The 21,144-nt window shown below is 37.5% G+C and carries 15 protein-coding genes; 8 read left to right on the top strand and 7 right to left on the bottom strand.

Translation table 11 applies throughout. From position 1 onward, the window contains the following. Positions 1 to 18: 18 nt before the first annotated feature. Positions 19 to 1,434, bottom strand: coding sequence for an NADP-dependent phosphogluconate dehydrogenase (gndA, locus tag DHW03_RS04270; RefSeq protein WP_109924484.1), 1,416 nt, complete (start codon positions 1,432 to 1,434; stop codon positions 19 to 21). 86 nt (positions 1,435 to 1,520) lie between these two features. After that, positions 1,521 to 2,279, bottom strand: a complete 759-nt coding sequence (locus DHW03_RS04265; protein ID WP_109924483.1) for an ROK family protein — start codon at positions 2,277 to 2,279, stop codon at positions 1,521 to 1,523. A gap of 160 nt (positions 2,280 to 2,439) precedes the next feature. On the opposite strand from DHW03_RS04265, the gene DHW03_RS04260 reads away from it, so the two are divergent. The 7 genes from DHW03_RS04260 to DHW03_RS04230 all read left to right on the top strand — a co-directional run bounded on the left by DHW03_RS04260 (position 2,440) and on the right by DHW03_RS04230 (position 13,873). Continuing rightward, positions 2,440 to 3,663: a sterol desaturase family protein gene (locus DHW03_RS04260; RefSeq protein ID WP_109924482.1), complete on the top strand. Its 1,224-nt coding sequence runs from the start codon at positions 2,440 to 2,442 to the stop codon at positions 3,661 to 3,663. Between the two features lie 505 nt (positions 3,664 to 4,168). Beyond that, on the top strand, positions 4,169 to 7,498 hold the full coding sequence (locus DHW03_RS04255) for a SusC/RagA family TonB-linked outer membrane protein (RefSeq protein ID WP_109924481.1): 3,330 nt from the start codon (positions 4,169 to 4,171) through the stop codon (positions 7,496 to 7,498). Positions 7,499 to 7,509: 11 nt separating this feature from the next. Then, positions 7,510 to 9,075: a SusD/RagB family nutrient-binding outer membrane lipoprotein gene (locus DHW03_RS04250; RefSeq protein ID WP_109924480.1), complete on the top strand. Its 1,566-nt coding sequence runs from the start codon at positions 7,510 to 7,512 to the stop codon at positions 9,073 to 9,075. 24 nt (positions 9,076 to 9,099) lie between these two features. Further along, positions 9,100 to 10,737: a DUF5689 domain-containing protein gene (locus DHW03_RS04245; RefSeq protein WP_109924479.1), complete on the top strand. Its 1,638-nt coding sequence runs from the start codon at positions 9,100 to 9,102 to the stop codon at positions 10,735 to 10,737. A 71-nt stretch (positions 10,738 to 10,808) separates the two neighbouring features. Next, positions 10,809 to 12,221 carry a calcineurin-like phosphoesterase C-terminal domain-containing protein gene (locus tag DHW03_RS04240; protein WP_109924478.1) on the top strand — a complete coding sequence of 471 codons (1,413 nt, stop codon included), beginning with the start codon at positions 10,809 to 10,811 and terminating at the stop codon, positions 12,219 to 12,221. Between the two features lie 35 nt (positions 12,222 to 12,256). Beyond that, a complete protein-coding gene (locus DHW03_RS04235; RefSeq protein ID WP_109924477.1) occupies positions 12,257 to 13,156 on the top strand; it encodes a glycerophosphodiester phosphodiesterase family protein in 900 nt (299 codons plus the stop codon). A 24-nt stretch (positions 13,157 to 13,180) separates the two neighbouring features. Beyond that, positions 13,181 to 13,873 (top strand): GDSL-type esterase/lipase family protein, encoded by a 693-nt coding sequence (locus DHW03_RS04230; protein ID WP_109924476.1) that lies wholly within the window; start codon positions 13,181 to 13,183, stop codon positions 13,871 to 13,873. On the opposite strand, the gene bioD is transcribed toward DHW03_RS04230, so the two are convergent. From bioD to DHW03_RS04210, 4 genes are all read right to left on the bottom strand, one after another. Continuing rightward, the gene (gene bioD, locus DHW03_RS04225) at positions 13,865 to 14,473 is read right to left on the bottom strand and encodes a dethiobiotin synthase (RefSeq protein ID WP_109924475.1); all 609 of its coding nucleotides are present in this window, start codon (positions 14,471 to 14,473) and stop codon (positions 13,865 to 13,867) included. The genes DHW03_RS04230 and bioD overlap by 9 nt on opposite strands. Next, positions 14,466 to 15,596: an aminotransferase class I/II-fold pyridoxal phosphate-dependent enzyme gene (locus DHW03_RS04220; protein WP_109924474.1), complete on the bottom strand. Its 1,131-nt coding sequence runs from the start codon at positions 15,594 to 15,596 to the stop codon at positions 14,466 to 14,468. The genes bioD and DHW03_RS04220 overlap by 8 nt, the downstream gene beginning before the upstream one ends. An 88-nt stretch (positions 15,597 to 15,684) precedes the next feature. Next, positions 15,685 to 16,134, bottom strand: a complete 450-nt coding sequence (locus tag DHW03_RS04215) for a hypothetical protein (protein ID WP_133248498.1) — start codon at positions 16,132 to 16,134, stop codon at positions 15,685 to 15,687. Positions 16,135 to 16,210: 76 nt separating this feature from the next. Continuing rightward, positions 16,211 to 16,987, bottom strand: coding sequence for an XRE family transcriptional regulator (locus DHW03_RS04210; protein WP_109924472.1), 777 nt, complete (start codon positions 16,985 to 16,987; stop codon positions 16,211 to 16,213). Positions 16,988 to 17,119: 132 nt separating this feature from the next. Here DHW03_RS04210 and DHW03_RS04205 point away from each other — a divergent pair, with 132 nt between their 5' ends. After that, positions 17,120 to 17,470 (top strand): GIY-YIG nuclease family protein, encoded by a 351-nt coding sequence (locus DHW03_RS04205; protein ID WP_109924471.1) that lies wholly within the window; start codon positions 17,120 to 17,122, stop codon positions 17,468 to 17,470. A gap of 396 nt (positions 17,471 to 17,866) precedes the next feature. On the opposite strand, the gene DHW03_RS04200 is transcribed toward DHW03_RS04205, so the two are convergent. Then, positions 17,867 to 21,019 (bottom strand): peptidase MA family metallohydrolase, encoded by a 3,153-nt coding sequence (locus DHW03_RS04200; RefSeq protein ID WP_109925004.1) that lies wholly within the window; start codon positions 21,017 to 21,019, stop codon positions 17,867 to 17,869. Positions 21,020 to 21,144 lie beyond the last annotated feature (125 nt).

Genomic DNA, 21,144 nt, shown 5'->3' with positions numbered 1-21,144 from the left:
GTATTCGTGTGGTTAATTTTAAGATAGTTTATTCCAGTCGGCATGGAAAACGCCATCTTTATCAATACGTTCGAAGGTGTGTGCACCGAAGAAATCTCGTTGTGCCTGAATTAAGTTAGATGGCATTCTACCCGTTGTAATGGTATCGAAGTAGGTTAGGGTAGAAGCAAAGGCCGGAATTCCAACACCTGCATTTATACAGGCCGAAATGGTTTTACGTGTTCCGGCAATGGTTCCGTTAATGATTTTCTGGATGCCAGCATCGCCAAATAGATGCTCCAGAGCGTTGTCCTTATCGTAAGCCTGATAAATATCTTCTAAGAATTTAGCTCTGATGATGCAACCGCCTCTCCAAATTTTAGCAATTTCTTGCAATTGTAAGTCGTATTGATATTCTTTAGATGCCTGCACCAACAGATGCATGCCTTGCGCATAAGCACTAATCATCGAGAAGTAAAACGCATTTTCCAAATCGTCAATGCTGATGTCGATTTTATTATCTTTTTTACCAAAAGCATTTTCTAAGGAAACCCTTAAGGCTTTGAACTTGGATAAATCGCGATTAGAGACGGCTTCGTTTATGGTTGGAATTGGTAGCTGAAGTTCCATAGAAACTTCTGACGTCCATTTACCTGTACCTTTAGAGCGGGCTTCATCTTTAATTTGATCCAATAAATCGTTTTGTGTTTCAGTATCCTTGAACAAAAATATTTCGGCCGTTATTTCTAAAAGGAAGGATTGGAGTCTGCCTTCGTTCCATTTTTTGAACACTTGATAAATTTGCGCATTGCTATAGCCTAAACCATTTTTAAGGATTCCATAAACTTCTGCGATGAGTTCCATGATGGCGTACTCGATACCATTATGTACCATTTTAACAAAGTGACCCGATGCGCCTGGGCCTATATACGTTACACAAGGATCGGAACCCACTTTAGCAGCTACGGCTTCAAAAATATCTTTTACCACGCTGTAGGCTTGTTTATCGCCACCTGGCATCATACTTGGTCCGAAACGAGCACCTTCTTCGCCACCAGAAATGCCCATTCCAAAGAAATGTAGGCCATCTTTTTCCAATTCATCCACCCTACGATTGGTGTCTGTGAAGTGCGAATTTCCACTATCAATTATAATATCGCCTTTGCTTAAAAGCGGCTTTAATTCTGCAATAACGCTATCTACAATTGGTCCGGCAGGAACTAAAAGAATTAGGGTGCGCGGTGTTGATAAGTGACTGATGAATGCCTGAATATCATCAAAACCTTCCAATTGATGTTTTTTACCTTCTTCTTCAAGTTTTGCAATCATTTTTTGGTCTTTATCGTAACCTGTTACGGAAAAACCTTTATCAGCCATGTTTAGTAAGAGGTTTCGGCCCATTGTGCCCAAACCAATCATTCCCAATTTATATTGTTTAGAATCGTTATTTGACATTTTTTATTTTTTATTATGCACCCAAAATTAGGGTTTACAAATTAATATTATAGTGTGTAAGGTTAAAAGATTGTAATAAAATCGGCTTATGATTTTGGTTCTACCGTAAAAATATTATACTTATCGGCAAGTTTCCAAAGTTTGGCACCTCCTTTAATTCCGTCTCTATTGCTTACAAGTTTAATATTGTCGTCGAGTTTAAAATCGATGTGTTTAGAATTTCCACCGCCTATATATAAGGCATCATAATTGAAAACTGTTTTATAAATGTCGATTACTTTCTTTAACCGTTTATTCCATCTTTCTGTACCGATTTTCTCAAAAGCTTTATTTCCGATGTAATCGTCATAATCTTCTTCTTTGTTGATTGGGAAATGTGCCAACTCTAAATGGGGCAGAAGTTCTCCATCAAAAAGTAATGCAGTACCAAAGCCTGTGCCTACCGTAAAAACAATTTCAAAACCTTTACCTTCAACAACACCCAAACCTTGTTGATCTGCATCATTCACTAATCTTACTGATTTGTTCAGTGCATTTGCAACGCGCTGGGCCAAATCAATATCTTCCCATTTGTTCTTGGCCAAATTGGGAGCTGTTTTAACAACGCCATTTTTTACATAACCTGGAAAGCCTATGGATACCCGATCATAGGTGATTGGAAAGGGTTTTATTAAATCTATTATGCCTGTAACGATATCTTTTGGTATGGCCTCTGCAGGCGTTTTACTTTTTAAATATTCGGTGAGCATGTTTCCATCTTCATCTAAAAGGACTGTTTTAATGCTTGTACCGCCGATATCTATGGATAAAATGTTGGAATTGGTAGCTTTATTTTTTGTAGCCATTGTTTTGTTTTTTTGTCAAACTGATATTTACAAATTAATCAAAACAAAAAAGATTAAACGAATAGAAAATGAACTAATTTAAAATAATAACTATAAAGTCTATGTATATTGTAGTTATTTATTATGTTTGTTGTTTATTGAAGCCCTAATTCTATCGGTTATGCATCATATAAACTACCTTGCTTTTGCCATCCCTGCGTTCTTTCTTTTTGTTTTTATCGAATATAAAATTGCGCAGCAAAAAAGAAAGGCTGCCGTTTTTAAATATGAGAGCACCGTGGCCAATTTTAGCGTAGGTATTGCAGAGCGATTGCTCAATCTTTTCATTGCGGGTAGTTTTTATCAGATATATATTTGGGTTTATAACAATTACTCCATTTTTGATATTCCTAACAAATGGTACGTTTGGATTTTACTGCTTTTGGCTACAGATTTGGTTTGGTATTGGTACCATCGTTTAGGACATGAAATTAATTTTCTATGGGCTGCACACATTGTTCACCACCAGAGCGAGGAGTTTAATTTATCGGCTGCTGCAAGGATAACCACCATTCAGGCCATTTTTAGAAATGTTTTTTGGTGCCTACTGCCCTTGGTGGGTTTTCACCCTAACATGATTATTACCATACTTTTAGCGCATGGCGCTTACTCATTTTTTACCCATACTCAACTCATTGGGAAAATAGGTTGGCTAGAAAATATTTTCATTACCCCCTCGTTACACGGGGTGCACCACGCATCAGATGAAAAATATTTAGATAAAAATTATGGTGATGTATTTGTATTTTGGGATAAACTCTTTGGAACCTTTCAAACTGAGGAGGAGCCACCAAAGTATGGTTTAACTCATCCCATTAAGAGCTTTAGCTTTTTGTGGCAACATTTTCATTATTATCTGGAAATTGGAGCGGCTTATAAGCGCGCAACTACATTTAAAGGCAAATGGAATGCGTTATTCGGAAGCCCTGCGCTGATGGATCAAAATATCCGGCCTGTACTGGAGCAAAAATATTTCCAGCATTCTCAACCGAAATCATCTAAGTTTAAATTTAAAATTTACGCCAATATTCAGCTGATTTTGGTGGTGGTTTTACTTACGCTGACAACACTTTTTTATAGCTATTTCCAATGGGTTGATGGTATGGCCATGCTGGTTTTTGTGCTGCTTACCTTAATTAACATAGGTGCCTTATTGGAGCAAAGAAAATGGATTTATTACTTGGAATGCTTTAGATTGATTTTACTTTTTGCCTTCACTTTTTACAAATTTGAGCATTTCGAATTTTCGATTTTACCCATCATCGGCTTAGTTATCTTAGAGCGAACAATTTCTTTAAGAAAAGTTTACATGAGGTATGTGGTTTACCAGCTAAAGTCCCGATAAGAACCTTTCTTTAGGTTTCGAACTTACTATACACAAGAATGTTACAGGTTTAGGTTTCATTTTGTTAAATTATGGTTGTGCAAACGTTTGTCCTTTGGGTAATGAAATTGTTACGACCTTCTACTTTGACCTTTTTCACGTGCTTGCTTTTTGATAAATCCTTTTAAAACGTTGTAAATCGCATAATTAAACTTGGCTTTGTCTTCCCAAACTTACAAAATGTATGTTTTGTGTGCCTCCTATTTCCAAGCTTCATCTCTTAAATACAAAGTTTTTTTCCGATTTCCGTAAATTGTGTTTAGTTTCGATTTGTTTTTATAATTTTATTAACGAAACCATAAAAAGTATAAAACTAAACAATCCGTAATTTATGAGCTTCCATTCCTCTTTTTTAACAATGGCTTAATATAAATTTAATGCTGATCCCATTACTTTGCCGCTAATCCGAAAAACGAAATAAGCAAAAAATTACCCTATTAATTAAACCTAGTAACCGGATTTACATATGAATAAACTTTTTACTCAAACTGTTTCTGTGCTTCGGCATAGGAAAAACCTTGTGTATGCACTCCCTAAGCATCCTCAAGAAGATGAGAAGAGATCACTTTTAACGTCGACATCCCTTTCATTTTGTTTCAAAATCTTAACCCTCAGCATTTTATTTCTGGCCACCGGCGCAGGCGAGTTATTTGCTCAGCAACCCATTAATCAAAATGTTACCATTAAAGGAAAGATATTAGATGACGAAGATGGGTTGCCGCTTATCGGAACAACGATTAGCGATAATGCCAGACGTGTTTTAGGCGTTACCAATCAAAATGGAGAGTTTTCTGTATCTATTATAAAAGGTGGTACAATCTCATTCAATATGGTGGGTTATACGCCAATTAGTAGAATTTTTTCTGCCAACCAAACAGGCGTAACCATTCGATTGAAATCTTCTAGCAGTCAACTAAATGAGGTAGTTGTAACGGCATTAGGTATCAAAAGGGAAGAAAAAGCGTTGGGTTATGCGGTAACGAAAATTGATAGCACCCAACTTACGGATGCGGTATCTACCAACTGGACAGACGCACTGTCGGGTAAAGTTGCTGGGTTAAACTTGGTTAGATCCAACAGCGGGCCAGCAGGATCAATTAAAATCATTTTGCGTGGAGAAAACAACCTGACTGGTGATAACGAAGCCTTGATAGTTGTTGATGGAGTGGTGATTAACAATAGTGGGGGTAGGCGTACTGCCAATGGATCAGATGCTGTATATGGAACAGGTAGCGATAACATGCCGGCTGATTATGGTAGCACAACCAATGATATTAATCCCGAAGATATTGAAAGTGTAACCGTGCTTAAAGGCCCTGGTGCGGCGGCCTTATACGGCCAAAGGGGGGCTAATGGTGCGATTTTAATTACCACCAAGTCCGGCAACTCTAAAAGAAAGAAAGTAGGCATTAAATTCACCTCTAACGGGTCTTTCGAGGAGGTTAACCGTTGGCCAGATTTGCAGTATGAATACGGACAAGGTTTAGACGGTGCAGCATATTATTCTTATGGGGCATCTGCCGATGGCGCCAGCACAAGTGGAACCAGTTCGGCATACGGGCCTCGTTTTGATGGACAAATGTTCTTTCAATATGACCCTGTAACACAAACACAAGGGAAAACAAGAACGCCTTGGGTGCCTTACACCAATGAAATTAGAGACTTTTTCAGCACGGGTGAAAATTTAACAAACTCATTAAGCATTGATGGAAAAATCAGAACAACAACTGCCCGTGTATCCATCACCAACCAAAACAATACTTGGATTGTTCCAAAAACGGGAATAGAGCGGACAACGGTTACGTTATCGACCAATACAGACATTACTAAAAAACTTAAATTTTCTACAAAGTTTAATTACGGGAATCGGTTTAGCGATAACTTGCCCGGTGCAGGTTACGGTAACCAATCATTAATGTATTGGTATATTTTTTGGCAGCCAAACGCAAGTTTAGATTGGATTAAAAATTATTGGGTAAATGGTCAGGAAGGCAGACAAATTAAATATCCATTTAGTTCATTCCCTGAAAATCCTTATGCGGTTGTAAATGAATTTATAAACAAAACTGGTCGTAACAACTTAACAGCGAATGCCCAATTGAGCTACCAGATTACAAAAAATCTTAGCGTTCAATTGCGTACAAGTATTGATATGGCGAAGGAGAAACGTGCGCAAGAACGTCCTTACGATGCTGGTAGTAAATTAATACAAGGTTCTATTCGTAAACAAAATATTTATTCGCAAGAAACCAACAGCGATTTCTTGGTTCGCTACGAAAAACAAGTTGGTAAAGATTTAAACTTCAATCTATCTGCCGGAGGTAGTCAGTTGAGAAATAAATACAACAAATCTGATTTACGTGCAGATGGTTTAAGAGTGCCAAACGTATATGAACTAACTAATAATTTATATCCATTGGTGTCTATTCCAGATACCAGCAGATACAGAATAAACAGTTTTTACGGAATCCTATCTACCAGCTATAAAAATTATTTGTATGTAGATGTTACCGCTCGTAAAGATTGGAGTAGCGTTTTGGCTACCGTAACTAGAACAGATAACGTTGGTTTCTTTTATCCGTCCATTAGCGGAAGTTTTGTATTGTCTGAATTCTGGAAATTGCCAAAAGCCATCAGCTTTGCTAAAATCAGAGCTTCAGTATCGCAAGTAGGTAGTGGCGGTACAACGCCATACAGAACAGCTTATACCTATTCTTTGGCCTCTAATGGAATTTACCCAGATAGTGCTTTACAAAACCCATCAATATTACCTAATGAGAATTTAAAACCTTTAAAAACAACTACTTATGAGGTTGGTACCGAAGTGAGCTTGTTTAAGAACAGATTAGGTTTTGATGTTGCAGTTTATGCGGGTAACACTAAGAATCAAATTTTAACACGTGTGGTAGATCGTTCATCTGGTTATAACCAAGCATTAATTAACGCTGGACAAGTAAATAACTTAGGGGTAGAGGTTGCTGTGAACGGAACTCCGATTACGGTTAAGAATGGATTTAAATGGACAGTGAATTTGACCTTTGCATCCAATCAAAACAAAATTAAGGCTTTAACCGATAGTTCGATCATTTTAAGAACTGGACCGGTAGCTGGCGGACAGATTGTTGCCAAAGTTGGTGGTAGTATGGGCGATTTATATGGCAGAGGCTATGTTCGCGACCCAGACGGCAATGTAGTTTATGATGCCACAACAGGATTTGCAAAAATTACTACTGATGTGGTTTACTTAGGGAATACCATGCCGAAATACAAAGGAAGTATTGGAAATAACTTCAGTTACAAAAACTTTAGCTTAAACGTTCTTTTTGATGCCCAATTGGGTGGCGTAGCGCACTCTTTATTAAACTATAAATTGGCAGAACAAGGTAAATTAGCCGTAACACTGCCAGGAAGATACGGTGGTATTATCGGTAACGGTGTGGTGCAAAAGGCAGATGGAACCTATGTGCCAAACACAACGGTTGCTTATGATATTGATGAATACTATCGCTCGCATATGGGTACGGATAATGCAGAAGGAAGCACTTTTAGAACAGATTTCATCAAATTCAGAGAGGCCTCATTCAACTATAGGTTTAATCCGAAGTTCCTTAAAAAATTAGGCTTATCAACTGCATCGTTCGGTGTGTATGGTCGTAACCTCTTCATTTGGTCGCCATGGCCAATGTTCGATCCAGAATTTGGAACACTTGCTGGTTCTGATATTGTTACCGGATTCGAAGTAGGGCAGTTTCCATCAACCAGAACGTACGGTTTCAATTTATCAATTGGCATATAATCTTTTAAACCATGAAAAAGAATCTATATAAAATTATCAGTGCGGTTTTAGTGTCCATTACAACACTTTCCTCATGCGATAAAGGGTTTCAAGAAATCAATGTTGACCCAATAAACATCATCTCTACTAAACCAGAAAAATTATTGGCTCCGGCTTTAGTAAATACTTTAACTCCGGCAATGATTCGTAACCGTAACTTCAACAATGAGTTAATGCAAGTTACGGTTGCCATTAGCGATGGCGATGGAACGGTTTTTAGATACGAATACAGAAGTACATTCTCTGATTATTTGTGGAATGCCTGGTATGTTCAGCTAACCAACTTTAAAGATATTTACAAGCTGGCTGGGCAACCTGGTATGGTTAACAAATCTTATCAAGGCATTTCGTTGGTTTGCCAATCGTGGGTGTATGCCATGCTTAGCGATACCTATGGAGATATTCCTTATTCTAAATCTAACCTAGGCAATAGCGGCGTTTTAGAAGCCCCATTTGATAAGCAAAAAGACATCTACCTAGATATGTTTAACAAGCTGGAAGAAGCCAATACACTTTTAAGTGCAGGTACAACCATTGTTCCAACAAGTGATCCTGTTTTTAATGGAGATATTGCAAAATGGCGTAAATTCTGTAACTCGTTATATTTAAGGCTTTTGTTAAGGGTTTCAGGTAAATCGGAGGTTTCGGCTCAAGTGATCGCAAAAATTAAAGAGATTGTTGATACCAAAAGCGCTACCTATCCGATTATGACCAGCAATGCAGATTGTGCAACCATAAAATGGAGCGGAACAATCGGTACCGATGCTTATGTTTCACCTTATGTAAACGGTGTTCGTGCACAGGATTTTAGGTCGCCTTCTTTAGGTAGTTTCTTCATCGAACATTTAAGAGATTGGGCTGATCCTCGTATCGATACCAACACTCCAAATGGAGATGGTGGCGCTAATAGATGGGGGATTGCACAGGGACCAAATGGATATTCTGGCGTGCCGAGTGGTTATGCAATTGGTACAGGCGTAGTGAAACAAGCCTATTTTTATTCTTACGATCAGGCATTAGGATCAGGCACATATGGGGTAAGATCATTACAACAATCTACAAAAACAGGTATTCTAATGAATTTTGCAGAGGTTCAGTTTATTTTATCTGAAGCTGCCGCTAAAGGATGGATTAATGGTTCTGCCGAAACTTTTTATAACAATGGGATTGCAAATTCTATTAATTATTGGGTACCTGCATTTCCAACTTCAACAAGCTCAAGTACATTCACAAAATATGTAACAGATGCAGATATAGATTGGGACAATAGCCTATCACTTGATGGAAAAATGGAGCAAATTCATTTGCAAAAATATTATGCCCTGTTTTTGGTAGATATGGAGCAATGGTTTGAATACCGCAGAACAGGTCATCCTATTTTGCCAAAGGGCCCAGGTTTAAGAAATGGTGGTGTTATGCCGGCAAGAATGACTTATCCTGTGTATGTTCAATCTGCAAATCCAACCAATTATCAAACAGCTGTAGCTGCTCAAGGTCCAGATTTGATTTCTACTAACGTTTGGTGGCAAAAACCGTAATCATTACCCAATAAAATTCTTAAAATGAAAAAGATAATATTTTATAGCATGATTTTACTCTCTATTCCATTTATTTGGTTGGGTTGTAAAAAATCAAATTATCCTGGCGGAGTAGTAAGTAAATACTTCCCTTTATATGATTTAAGGAATCTATATAAAGGATCGGAAGTTACTTTAAATGAAGATAATATGTTCGGTGCCAACAGTGTAACTGGCGTAGTGATATCAGATCACTCAGGTAAGAATTTACCAGCAGGATTATTAGTTATTCAAGATAAACGCAGGCTCAATCTGATTAGAGGTATCTCCATATCAATTGGCGCAGATGCAAGTAAATATGTTCCGGGTGATTCAGTAGCCGTTTCCGTTTCGGGGGCCGTGTTAAAAAGGGTTGATGGCATTTTACAAATTACTGGTGTTGATGGTAGCGCAGTATCTAAAATTGCCTCAAACGTAGTGATTCCTGCCTATCGGGTGGGCAGTAGTTTCATTTTAGCCAAGCCGAATGATTATGAAAGTACACTCGTAACCATTGTAAAAGCAGGTTTTGATCCGGTTGCTAAGCCAACGGATACCTATTTGGGTGATAAAATAATAAATGATGGTTTCGATAATTTCACGCTCCATACAGAGCCTGCCGCAACATTCGCAAATAATACCGGATTGAATTTCAATGCGAATTATTTTGGAATCGTTTTCAATACTCAGGATAAAGACGGGAACCTAAAACCTCATTTACGCATACGTACCTTAAAAGATGTTATTGCGTTAAGTTCTACACCAGATATAGCCTCGATAATCATTTCAGGTTACATGGCTGATGCAGAAGGTGGTGATGGAAATTATGAATACATGCAGTTTTTGGCTACTCGAAATATCGACTTCGCCGTAACACCATTTTCAGTAGTTGTTACCAATAATGCTGGTGCGTCCAGTCCAACGGGTATCTTTCCAACAAAAGGATGGGCTACTGGAGCAGATGCACTTGCAAGTCCTGCCGGATTGGTTTCGAGAACCTATAAATTCAATTTAACGTCGGGAACGGTTGCAAAAGGGGAATTCTTCTATGTGGGTGGTTCTACTAAGTTAATTAATGGTGCAAACTCTACATCTATTGCCGCCTCAAAATGGATTAGATCTAAAAATTACACTACTGCAACTCCTGCAAATGCGCCAGCAGGAAATGGGGATGGATTTGGCTTATACACCAGTGGCTTATTTGCAAACTCCGGTAATGCTTCTGGCTTTGCAGTGTTTGAAGGTACAACGGTTGATGTTAACTCTGTACCTATTGATGTAATCTTTATTGGAGCTGGTGGAAGTTTGTACAGCGCACCTTCTGTTGGTTATAAAATAGCCAATACCGACTTTTATGATAAGATTGATCCAATTTCACTTACTGTACAACCTTTTTACAGAAGTGGAACCAATACCTTAAGTTTCAACTACCAACTCCCTGCCGATCAAGGCTTTTGGAATAAACTTGGTGGTGTTTATAATCCAACTTTAGGTAAATGGGTGAAAGCGAGAACTCAAAATGACTTGGACTTATCGAAATCTTCACCATTATCTGCTATTGAGAGTTACCACCTTAGACAAACTTTGGATGGATCGGGTGTTGTGTTGAGAACAGATACCATTTATCAAACCAGATTAAAATAAAAAATCCCAATCAAGGAAGTCTAAATTTGGCTTCCTTGATTTTTTTCAGAAAAATCCCCTCATACAATCTAATGAATAGACGATCATTCATTCAAAAAACAGGATTGCTAACCACAACTTTGTTTGTTAGCTTAAAATCTTTTTCCGCATTTTCTTTAATTGATAGCGATAACAAAATTAGTGGGCAGGTAAGCAGTAAAGGCAAAGGCATTGCCAACGTTGTTGTTTCTGATGGCTTTAGTGTAGTTCAAACCGACAAAAAAGGGAATTACACGATAGAAGTTAATCCACTAGCCAAATTTATTTGGATTAGCACACCTTCCGGTTACGAATTTACTACCGATAGTTTTTTAGCAAAACACTATGAGCAATTGGCCAGTAAAACTACCCTTAATTTTGAACTCAAAGCGATGAAAGTTGATGATCACAAACATAACTTCATCATCTGGGCCGATCCACAGGTAAAAAACCAAAAGGACGTAGAAAAAATGATGACTACTTCGGTTCCTGATACCAAAAAGGTAATCAGTGCGATGGGTAAAATTCCCGTACACGGTATTACAGTAGGTGATATTGTTTGGGATAACCATGCGCTTTTTGAAGATTACAATAAAGCAGTGGTAGAGATGGGCATTCCATTTTTTCAATGTCTGGGTAATCATGATATGGACTATCGAATGGGTGGCGACGAAACTTCAGATAAAACCTTCCAAGAGCATTATGGGCCAACCTATTATTCATTTAATCGGGGCAAGGCACATTATGTAGTTATGGATGACGTGCGCTATCTCGGTGTAGAAAGAACCTACGACGGCTTCATCACTCAAGCACAGTTAGATTGGCTGGCAAAGGATTTGAAATATGTGGCCAAAGATGCTTTGTTGATTATCAATCTTCATATTCCGGTGCACAATTCGGTAAAAAACAATAAAGATTTATATGCCCTTTTAAAAGGCTTTACAAACGTCCACATTATGTCTGGCCATACACATTACACCCGAAATGTAATTACTGATGGTATTTTTGAACACAACCATGGAGCAGTTTGTGGTGCTTGGTGGACGGGGCCTGTTTGCGAAGATGGAACACCAAGAGGTTATGGCGTTTACCAAGTTAATGGTACCGAGCTAAAATGGTACTACCAACCCACGGGTTTGAGCCGAAAAGAGCAAGTTCACATTTATGTAGATGAACTAACCAACCAAAAAAGGCTTATTGCAAATGTTTGGAACTGGGATCCAAAGTGGAAAGTAGAATACTTTCTGGATGGGAAAGCCATGGGCGAAATGGAAAACCAAAAAGGCTATGATCCACAAACGGTAAAGCTTTACAAGGGCGATACTTTACCTGCCGGAAGAACTTTCCCTGAGCCACATTCAACGGAGCACCTGTTTGTAGCGCATTTTGCACCTGCTGTAAGCAAAGTAAAAGTTGTTGCCACAGATCGTTTTGGCGAAAGTTTCGAAGCAGAGTTTAACGGATAGTTTTTCAAATATCAACCATATTCAAATCTAAATACATGAAATTAAGCACATTTACATTTGTTTTAGTTACTGTCTGTTTGTATTCCGTGAAATCTTTTAGTCAAGCTCAATTCCCGGCTTTTAGTGCAGAAGCTCATCGAGGTGGAAGGGGTTTGATGCCTGAGAATACCATTTTGGCGATGTTGAATGCAATGAAAATTGAAGGCATCACCACCCTCGAAATGGACACGCACATTACAAAGGATGGAAAAGTTGTGGTTACACACGATGATTATTTAAGTCCTGCTTTTATGCGTACGCCAGATGGGAAAGATATTCCAGCTACCGATGCAAAGAAATATCCCATTTTTGGAATGCCTTACGCTGAGTTAAAACAATTCGATTTGGGTTCAAAGGCTTTGCCAGGTTTTCCTAAACAAGAAAAAATTAGAACTCAAATCCCACTATTGGCAGATTTAATTGATGCAGTTCAAAAGGATGTAAAAAAAAATAAAAGAAAGCCATACTTCTATAACATTGAAACGAAATGCGATGTGAAGGGGGATGGCGTTACCAATCCAGATCCTGAAACTTTTGTAAACCTATTAATGGATGTACTCAAAAAGAAAAAGGTTTTAGATTATGTGGTGATTCAATCTTTTGATAAAAGAACCATTCAAATCATCCATCATAAATATCCAAAAATAAAAACCTCATTCTTGGTGGCAAATAAAAAAACCTACGAGGAAAATATTGCCGATTTGGGTTTCAAACCCTTTATTTTAAGTCCGGCTTTACAAATGGTAAATGCCGAATTAGTTAAAAAGGCACATGATGATGGGGTTAAAATTATCCCATGGACAGCGAATACGCCCGAAGAAATAAAAAAACTTATAAATTTGAGTGTGGATGGAATTATTTCTGATTACCCAGATGTATTGGTTCAAACAAAATAGACTATAAAAAATCTAATCGCAATTATGAATTCACTTTTTAACAAAACGCTTGTCTTATTCGGTTTAATTCTTACAATCAGTTATGGGTCGGTACAGGCTCAGGCGGTTAAATGGGATAGCACGTACAGGCCAGCAAATTTCCCTAAAAAAGTTGCTGAATTTAAGGCCGATGTGAAATCTAAATCAGATGTTGTATTTTTAGGCAATAGCATCACCGCCGGGACAGATTGGGCGAAGCTGCTGGATTTACCCCAAGCTAAAAATCGAGGCATCTCGGGCGATATTTCCTTTGGCGTTTTAGAACGTCTTCAGGATGTTATTGATGGTAAACCAGCCAAAATATTTGTACTGATTGGCATAAATGACATTTCTAGAAACATCCCTGATACCGTAATTTTGGCGAATTATAAGAAAATAATTGCGAGAATTAGAAAAGGCTCTAAGAAAACAAAGATCTATTTCAACACGCTTCTGCCTGTAAATAGTTCCTTTGGAGCGTTTAAAAATCACTACCACAAAGATGAACACATCCTTTGGTTAAATGATGAGATTAGAAAGCTTTCTGCGAAGAATGTAACCATTATCGATTTATATCCAAACTTTACCGATAATGATAAGCACCTGAAGGCAGAGCTTACAAAAGATGGCTTGCATCTTATTCCCGCAGGTTATCAGGTTTGGGCAGAATTCCTTAAAAAAGGGGGCTATTTAAATTAATAAGCCATTGCCAGCCAACATAATTTGCGATTTATCAATATTTAATAAGCTAGGTATATATCCTAGCTTTTTTATTTTGCTATAATTTAAAATAAACCGTTCAGTCTCTAAATTTTCATCTCCATTAAAAATAATGCCTTTAATTTTAATTCCGTGCTGATTTAAGAGATTGATGGATAGGAGGGTATGATTAATGCTGCCCAGATAATTTTGTGAGATTAGAATTACCTCGACGTTCAATTTTTTAATTAAATCTACTATCAGCTCTTTTTCATTTAGAGGCACCATCAAACCGCCCGCACCTTCGATAATCAAATTATTCTCCGTTTGTGGAATGTTGATTTGGTTTAAATCGATTTGGATGCCGTCTAATTTGGCTGATAGATGTGGCGACAAAGGTTGCGTTAATCGATAGCTTTCTGGGTGGATGGTGGTCTGCTTATTGCTGATTAAATTGGCAATAGTCAAGCTATCGCTCATCTCTAAATCTCCAGATTGAATCGGTTTCCAATAATCTGCTTTTAGTTTTTCAGTTAGGATTGCGCTGATTAAAGTTTTGCCAATTCCCGTTCCAATTCCGGTGATAAAATATTTAGCCATTACGCTGAAGTGTTTTTAAATGTTGAACCAATAAAATGATTTCTTCATCTGTATTGAATGTATGAAGGCAAATTCTAAGCCTTTCTTTTCCCATTGGTACAGTAGGGCTTAAAATGGCACGCACATCAAAGCCTTCCCCTTGCAAATAAGCGGCTGCTTTCTTTGTTTCATCATTTGATGAAAATACAATACCTTGAATGGCACTCATACTCGGTAAAGATTGAATGTTGTTTTCTTCAATCAATCTTCTGAAAAGCTGAATTTTTTGGTGAATTTGATTGCTATCGAGCTTTGGTAAGATTTGATATGCAGACTTCACCGCCATAATATTATGGATGGGGGCGGCAGTGGTATAAATAAATGAGCGGGCGAAATTAATTAAATAATGCCTCAAACTTTTGCTCCCTAATACAATTGCCCCATGTGTGCCCATCGCTTTGCCAAAGGTTACAATTCTGGCAAAAACCTGTCCTTCGAGCTGGTTTTGAATCACCAATCCCTTGCCCAGATCACCAAAAATACCCGTTGCATGTGCTTCATCAACAATTAAATTGGCATTGTATTTCTCGCAAAGCGATGCAATTTCTTTAAGCGGAGCCAAATCTCCATCCATTGAATACACACTTTCTACAACAACAAATACGTTTCCTTTAGAAACTTTAAGCTTAGCTTCTAACTCATTTACATCGTTGTGCCCGAATTTTAGGCGAGTTGCGTGGCTTAATCTGCAACCATCAATTAAGCTTGCGTGGATAAGTTCATCGGTAATGATGGTATCTCCACGTTGAGGGATGCAAGACAGTAAACCCAGATTTGCATCGTAACCTGAATTAAAAATCAAGCCACTATCTGCTTCGTGAAATTTGGCTATAAACGCTTCCGTTTCTTCAATTTCGGCGGTATTGCCACTTAACAACCTCGATCCGCCTGAACCATTTTTATAGGTAGCAAGATTAGCAATATTGGCGGAAATCAACTCTTTTAATTCTTCAGACTTCGCAAAGCCCAAATAGTCGTTTGAACAAAAATCGATCGGGGGAAAGTGCTTGGATAATTTTCTGAGGGAAAGATGATCTGCTCTTTCTTTCAATTTTGCATTTAGAAAATCCTCAATATTGTTCATTGCTCAAAAATAAAGAAAGCGTTCCGTTTATGGGAACGCTTTCCTAAAAAAAACTATGCTTTTAAAATTTATTCAATCAATCTTCAAACTATCCTTGGCTTGGTGGATTAGATACAACAGGTGTTTTATCTTTTTTACCTCTGCCCATGCCTGGTTTTCTATCTTTCATTTTCTCTCTTTGTTCGGCCCTTAAAGTTTCCATTTTGGTTTTTTGCTCAGCCGTTAAAATGTTATCTAAGTCGGCTTTTGCTTTATCCATAGAAGCTTTCATTTCACCTCTTTTGCTTTTCATATCAGCAGGGTTTCCGGTTCTCATGGCATCCATTTTTTTCGCTCTGTCTAACTCAACCTGGTACACTTTAGTTTTTTGGTCGGCAGTTAAACCCAATCTTTTTTCCATGCCTGCCGTTGCTTTTTCAGCTCTTTGTTCAGCAGTCATTTTTGGCATTTCTCTTCTTGCCCTTTTTGTTGTGTCTTGAGCAAAGGCAGCAGTGAAACCCATTACCGCAATTGCTATTGTTAAAATCGCTTTTTTCATGTTTGTATCTTTTTATGTGTTTAATTGATAGATGGAAAAAAGTACAAACGGTTTAATCGGGTGTTGTTAAAAAATGTTAATTCTTGTTGAGTTGAGAAATTGATTTTTGCATTTGTGCCATCATTTGCGTTAAAGTTTCCATGGTTGGATCTGGTGCTGGTTCTGGCAATGAGGTAGATATATAAGCTTTAGCTTTCCAAATTTCTAAGATATCATCGGCAGCAATGGTATAAGCATCGTACACTTTATTGTCTGATATTAATTTAAGGTCTTTGTTTTCTCTAAAACGGTTCCCCGCTCTTTTATAAACCACACCTTCATTTTTACTAATTACAATATAAGTTTCTCCAGTCTTTACCTCATTCCAATTATCCAAATACTCGCCAATAATTACACTGCCAGGTTGAACAGGCAACATACTATCGCCCATAATTTCGAAGGCACGAAAAGTACCTTGGCGGAGGGCGGCTAAAGGCAACTGAAATTTAGGCAAATCGCTAATGTATTGAGGATCGGAAAAACCATTCAAATAACCTGCACTTGCTTTAACCGGAACCAGCTCAATATTCTCTCTATCGTTTTGATCAACAGAAATACTAAGTACTCTTAAGTTAGATCCTGTACTTTTTGGTTTCGGTTTCCAGCTATCAGAAATTTTTTCATTGATGAATTCATCGATGGTTAAGTCGAAATATTCAGCTATTTTTTTTAGCAAATCATATTTCGGCTCGGCACGGTCTTCTTCATAGGCACCAATAAGCGATCTCTTGATTTCCATAATATCAGCGAAATTTTGCTGTGTATGGCCTTTTTTCTTCCTGAGGTACTTTAAATTATTTGAAATATTTGACATAAAAATAAATTTTAAAATAAATTTGGAATTACTAAAATAGTTAGTAATTTTATGCTCATAAAGTTAGTAATATTATTTTGATTTGCAAGAGCATATACTAAATAGCTTAGTTTAAATTTTAAATCCGTTATTATGAAAAAGTTTGTTTACATCGTTACCGACAGAAACCGCACAACCATGCACGTGGGCATGAGCTCTGATTTAATTAAGACATTGGATTTCTATAAGCAAATGCCAAACTTATTTTTTGATAACGGTAAGCAGCTAACCCGCTTAGTTTATTTTGAAGAATTTAAAACTGAAGCACAAGCTTTAAGTCGTTTTAAATTAATTAGTCGTTTCACTAGAATGCAAAAAGAACGTTTGGTAAGGTCTTGCAATCCAGATTGGATTGATTTAACTGTTGGTTTAGATTTTGAAAACATCCTGCTGCATAGAAACATTACCAACCAAGTTAAACTGGCTTTTACAAGTCTCTCTTAAAGAACAGCTACATGATTTTCTCTATATAAAAAAAGCGATCAAGTATAATTTGATCGCTTTTTTTGTGCGTATTTAATCCGGGATCAGGACAAGCCCGAAGGGAAAAAGAACACAGCAAATTAACTTATGTCAAAATGCTGAAATGAATTCAGCTATTTGTACGGATTATAAAATAGTAATCATACATCGTCACACTCCATGTAATTTAGGATTTCAGTTCATTTTAATAGATATTTTAGTGAACCCTAAGTCAAATTATTAAACTATTTGGTGCTGAGCAACAATCCTTCTAAGTCTTCAAAATTCAATCCTTCAAAACTCATTCATTCAAAACTCATTCATTCAAAATTCAATCATTCAAAATTCAATCATTCAAAATTCAATACTTCCAAACCCCTACCAACCCGGTGCGAATGTTAAGCCAAATACTCCCGCTTTAACATCTTTACGTTGGAAAGGGATGGCATAATATGGTTCCAATACAAAGTAGCCAAACACGTTTACTCTTAAAGAAACACCAACGCTCATTGCAGGTACACGTTCAGTAGTAGATTGATATGAGCCAATGACCACTCCGTTTTGGTCTCTTACAGGTACATCGGTGTAGGTTGGCTCGCTTTTAAAAGCAACCTTGGTATCGTTCGTCCAGGCTAAGCCAGCATCAAAAAATAGGTTTAAATCGGTAAATAAGAATTTAGATGGAATTGCTGCTAATTTCTTAGGTCCAGTAAACGGCAAACGCAATTCGAAATTAAAAACTGCAATTTTACTTCCAGTTAATTGGTTAATATCGAATGATTGATCTGATCTCTGTGATGTTGTTTTGTAGATTGAGTTCGATTCATAACCTCTAATCAAGTAGGGGTAACCCACGTACATTGGATATAAGCGATCTGCATCTTTCCCAATTCTAAGGGTATTGTAAGAACGTGCCGCAATGGTTATGGGTTTCAATCTCCAATACTTTCTTAAATCTGCCGTAATGCCAGCAAAATTGTAGGTTCCGAAATATTTTTCACCGCTTACCCTGTATCTAAAACCATCCAAAGGGCCAGTTAATCCGAAAATCGAATTATCACCAACAAAACCAGCGTTTAATTGGTAAAGTGTGAAAGATCTAAAAGGAATTCCGTAATCTAATGAAGCTTGGTCGTTAGAAATTTTACTTCGATCAGAACCTAAGTAAAAACCATCTGGACTGTAATAGTTGCTATAGCGATCTATGCGGTAGCTGTAATGCGAAAACGCACCACCTAATTCAAATCTGTGAATTTTACTAAATGGATACGCACCAAAAACCTGAACTTGATCTTCAAAGGTTCTAATAATGTCCGTTCTGTAATTTATCGCATCAGTTGTTTGGTTGTTTGCGATGGGCAATTGCTCAAAACCATAAGAACTAAAACCCGATACATAAGGGATATGCGATACTGCTGCACCCCAGTTGATTCTGCTTTTTTGATTGATGTAACCAACCAATCCCCCAAAATCATAAATTTCTCCATTAACCGATAAATTGGCAACGATTTGATTTGTGCCCAAAATATCGCTAAACATACCCACTATACCACCAGAAACACCAGTTCCAAAACGACTGCTGGAAACGCCAACTCCACTATTTGCCAGATAATCTAGTCTGAATTTTGGCGTGTAAGGAATTGTTTTTAGTGAATCGGCAATTACCTTTTCGAAACGATCGTAATTGTTTAGGTTGGAATTGATGATGTTAACACCTACATTTTGCATTGGGGGAAGAATAGCTGCATCGAAATTCTCTTCTTGATTGCCAACGCGTTTCGCTTTAAAGCTATTTAATTTTGCATTGTATAAAGTGTAGCGCTGGTAGCGATAATAGCTGTACACAATATCATCAGTTGTAGAAACCGAAATCGCTGGAGAAAACTCCGTAATTCCACTAATCCCTGTAAAATAGTCTGTCAGTTGATCGACTGTGTTATCGGCAAAATTGTAGCGATACAAATTTCTGAAGCCGTCTCTATTGGACAGGAAGTAGATGTTTTGACTGTTTGAAGAAAACTGCGCGTTGAGGTTATTCGCTCCAGGAAAAACATCTAAATTGCTTACAGATTTGCTCGCAATATCATAAATGGCTAGGTTGATTGGATTAACCGCATTTACATTTTGAGCTTGGATGGCCGCTCGATCTGATGAAAACACCAATTTCTTACCGTCAGGAGAGTAGCTTGGCGCATAATCTGAATACACATCATTGGTAATTTGGGTAATGGCCTTGGTATCTAAGTTATAAGAAAATATGTCGCTTTGGCCTTCAACCATACCCGAGAAAGCAATGTCCTTACCATTTGGCGACCATGTTAGGTTACCAAATTGCTGCACTTGTACCATCGCTGTTTGCGAGACAGTACTGCCATTTGCCACATTGATAATCATCATCTGGTTTTTGCCATGACTGAAAATGCTAAATGCAAATTGCTTACTATCTGGCGACCAAGCACCGGCAGATTCAATAAAATTGAAATCATCAATATGTCCGTTGGAAATTTGACTGCTAAGTTTTCTAATGATTGTTCCTGTTTTCGCATCTGCCAAAAACAAATCTATACCGAACAGATCTTTCTCAGACATGAAGGCTAAATACTTACCATCAGGGCTAAGGGCAGGGGCTACGTTCATGTTTCCTGCATTTTTATTATCGATGATTTTGGTTCCTGTAATTTTGATTTGGGAACTATCCGCCTTTAGCATAGGCTTATAATGTTCATCAATTGCATTTTTCCATAAACCAGAAAGGGTTTTATCATCGTAACCGAACGTATATCTTATGGCATTTTCATAACCATATTTCGCTGTATTCTTAAAAAGGGGAACGATTGTGGTATCGCCGTATTGAGAACCGATGTAGGTCCAAAAGGCTTGGCCATACCGGTAAGGAAAGTATTTGTTGGAGTTGGTTAAGTCTTTCAATGAGGGAATGTCTCGGTTCAACATGGCATCGCGCATCCACATCGAAGTAAAAGCATCTTTCTTACCAATTGATAAGTATTCTGCCATACCTTCAACCATCCACAATGGGGTATTTCCAACATTTTCTAAACTTATGGAGTCTTTTTCAAGTAGAACGTGGTATTGAAAGGCATGAACCAATTCATGGCCCAAAACGTGCCTGGTTTGACTATTCAATTCCATAACAGGCATAATCACCCTGTTTTTAAGTGCCTCGGTAACCCCACCGGTACCAATGCCAATTTCACCCTGAAGTGCTGTGGTTTGCTGAAAATCTGGATGATTATTGTATAAAATGATTGGATTCTTCTTCAAAAAAGTATCTCTAAAAACTTCTTGATGCATCTTATACCAAGTTTCTGCATCTTGAGAAAATCTTTTTAATAGATTTTGATTTTTGATGTAGTAATAAATTTCGAAATGCGGGGTTTGTAAAACCTGAAAATCAAGCTTTTTGTACCTCACCTTATTTTGCCCAAAGTACTGTGCTTTAACTGATAAAGAAAGCATAAGCAGGAGTAAAATTGGGATGTATCGCCTCATTAAAGTAAAGCCTATTTTCATATGTTTGGTTTTAGTAAAAGTTATAATCATTTACGAAAATGAAATGGTGTAAGATTTGAAAAATAAAAATAGCAATTGTTTAATAAACTGTTTAAAATTTAACAATTTAAAAAGGTTTTTTATTT

Source organism: Pedobacter yonginensis (genome assembly GCF_003173595.1).
Classification (GTDB): Bacteria; Bacteroidota; Bacteroidia; order Sphingobacteriales; family Sphingobacteriaceae; genus Pedobacter; species Pedobacter yonginense.
The sequence above is the reverse complement of the archived record's forward strand: the minus strand, read 5'-3'. Positions and strand labels throughout refer to the sequence as shown.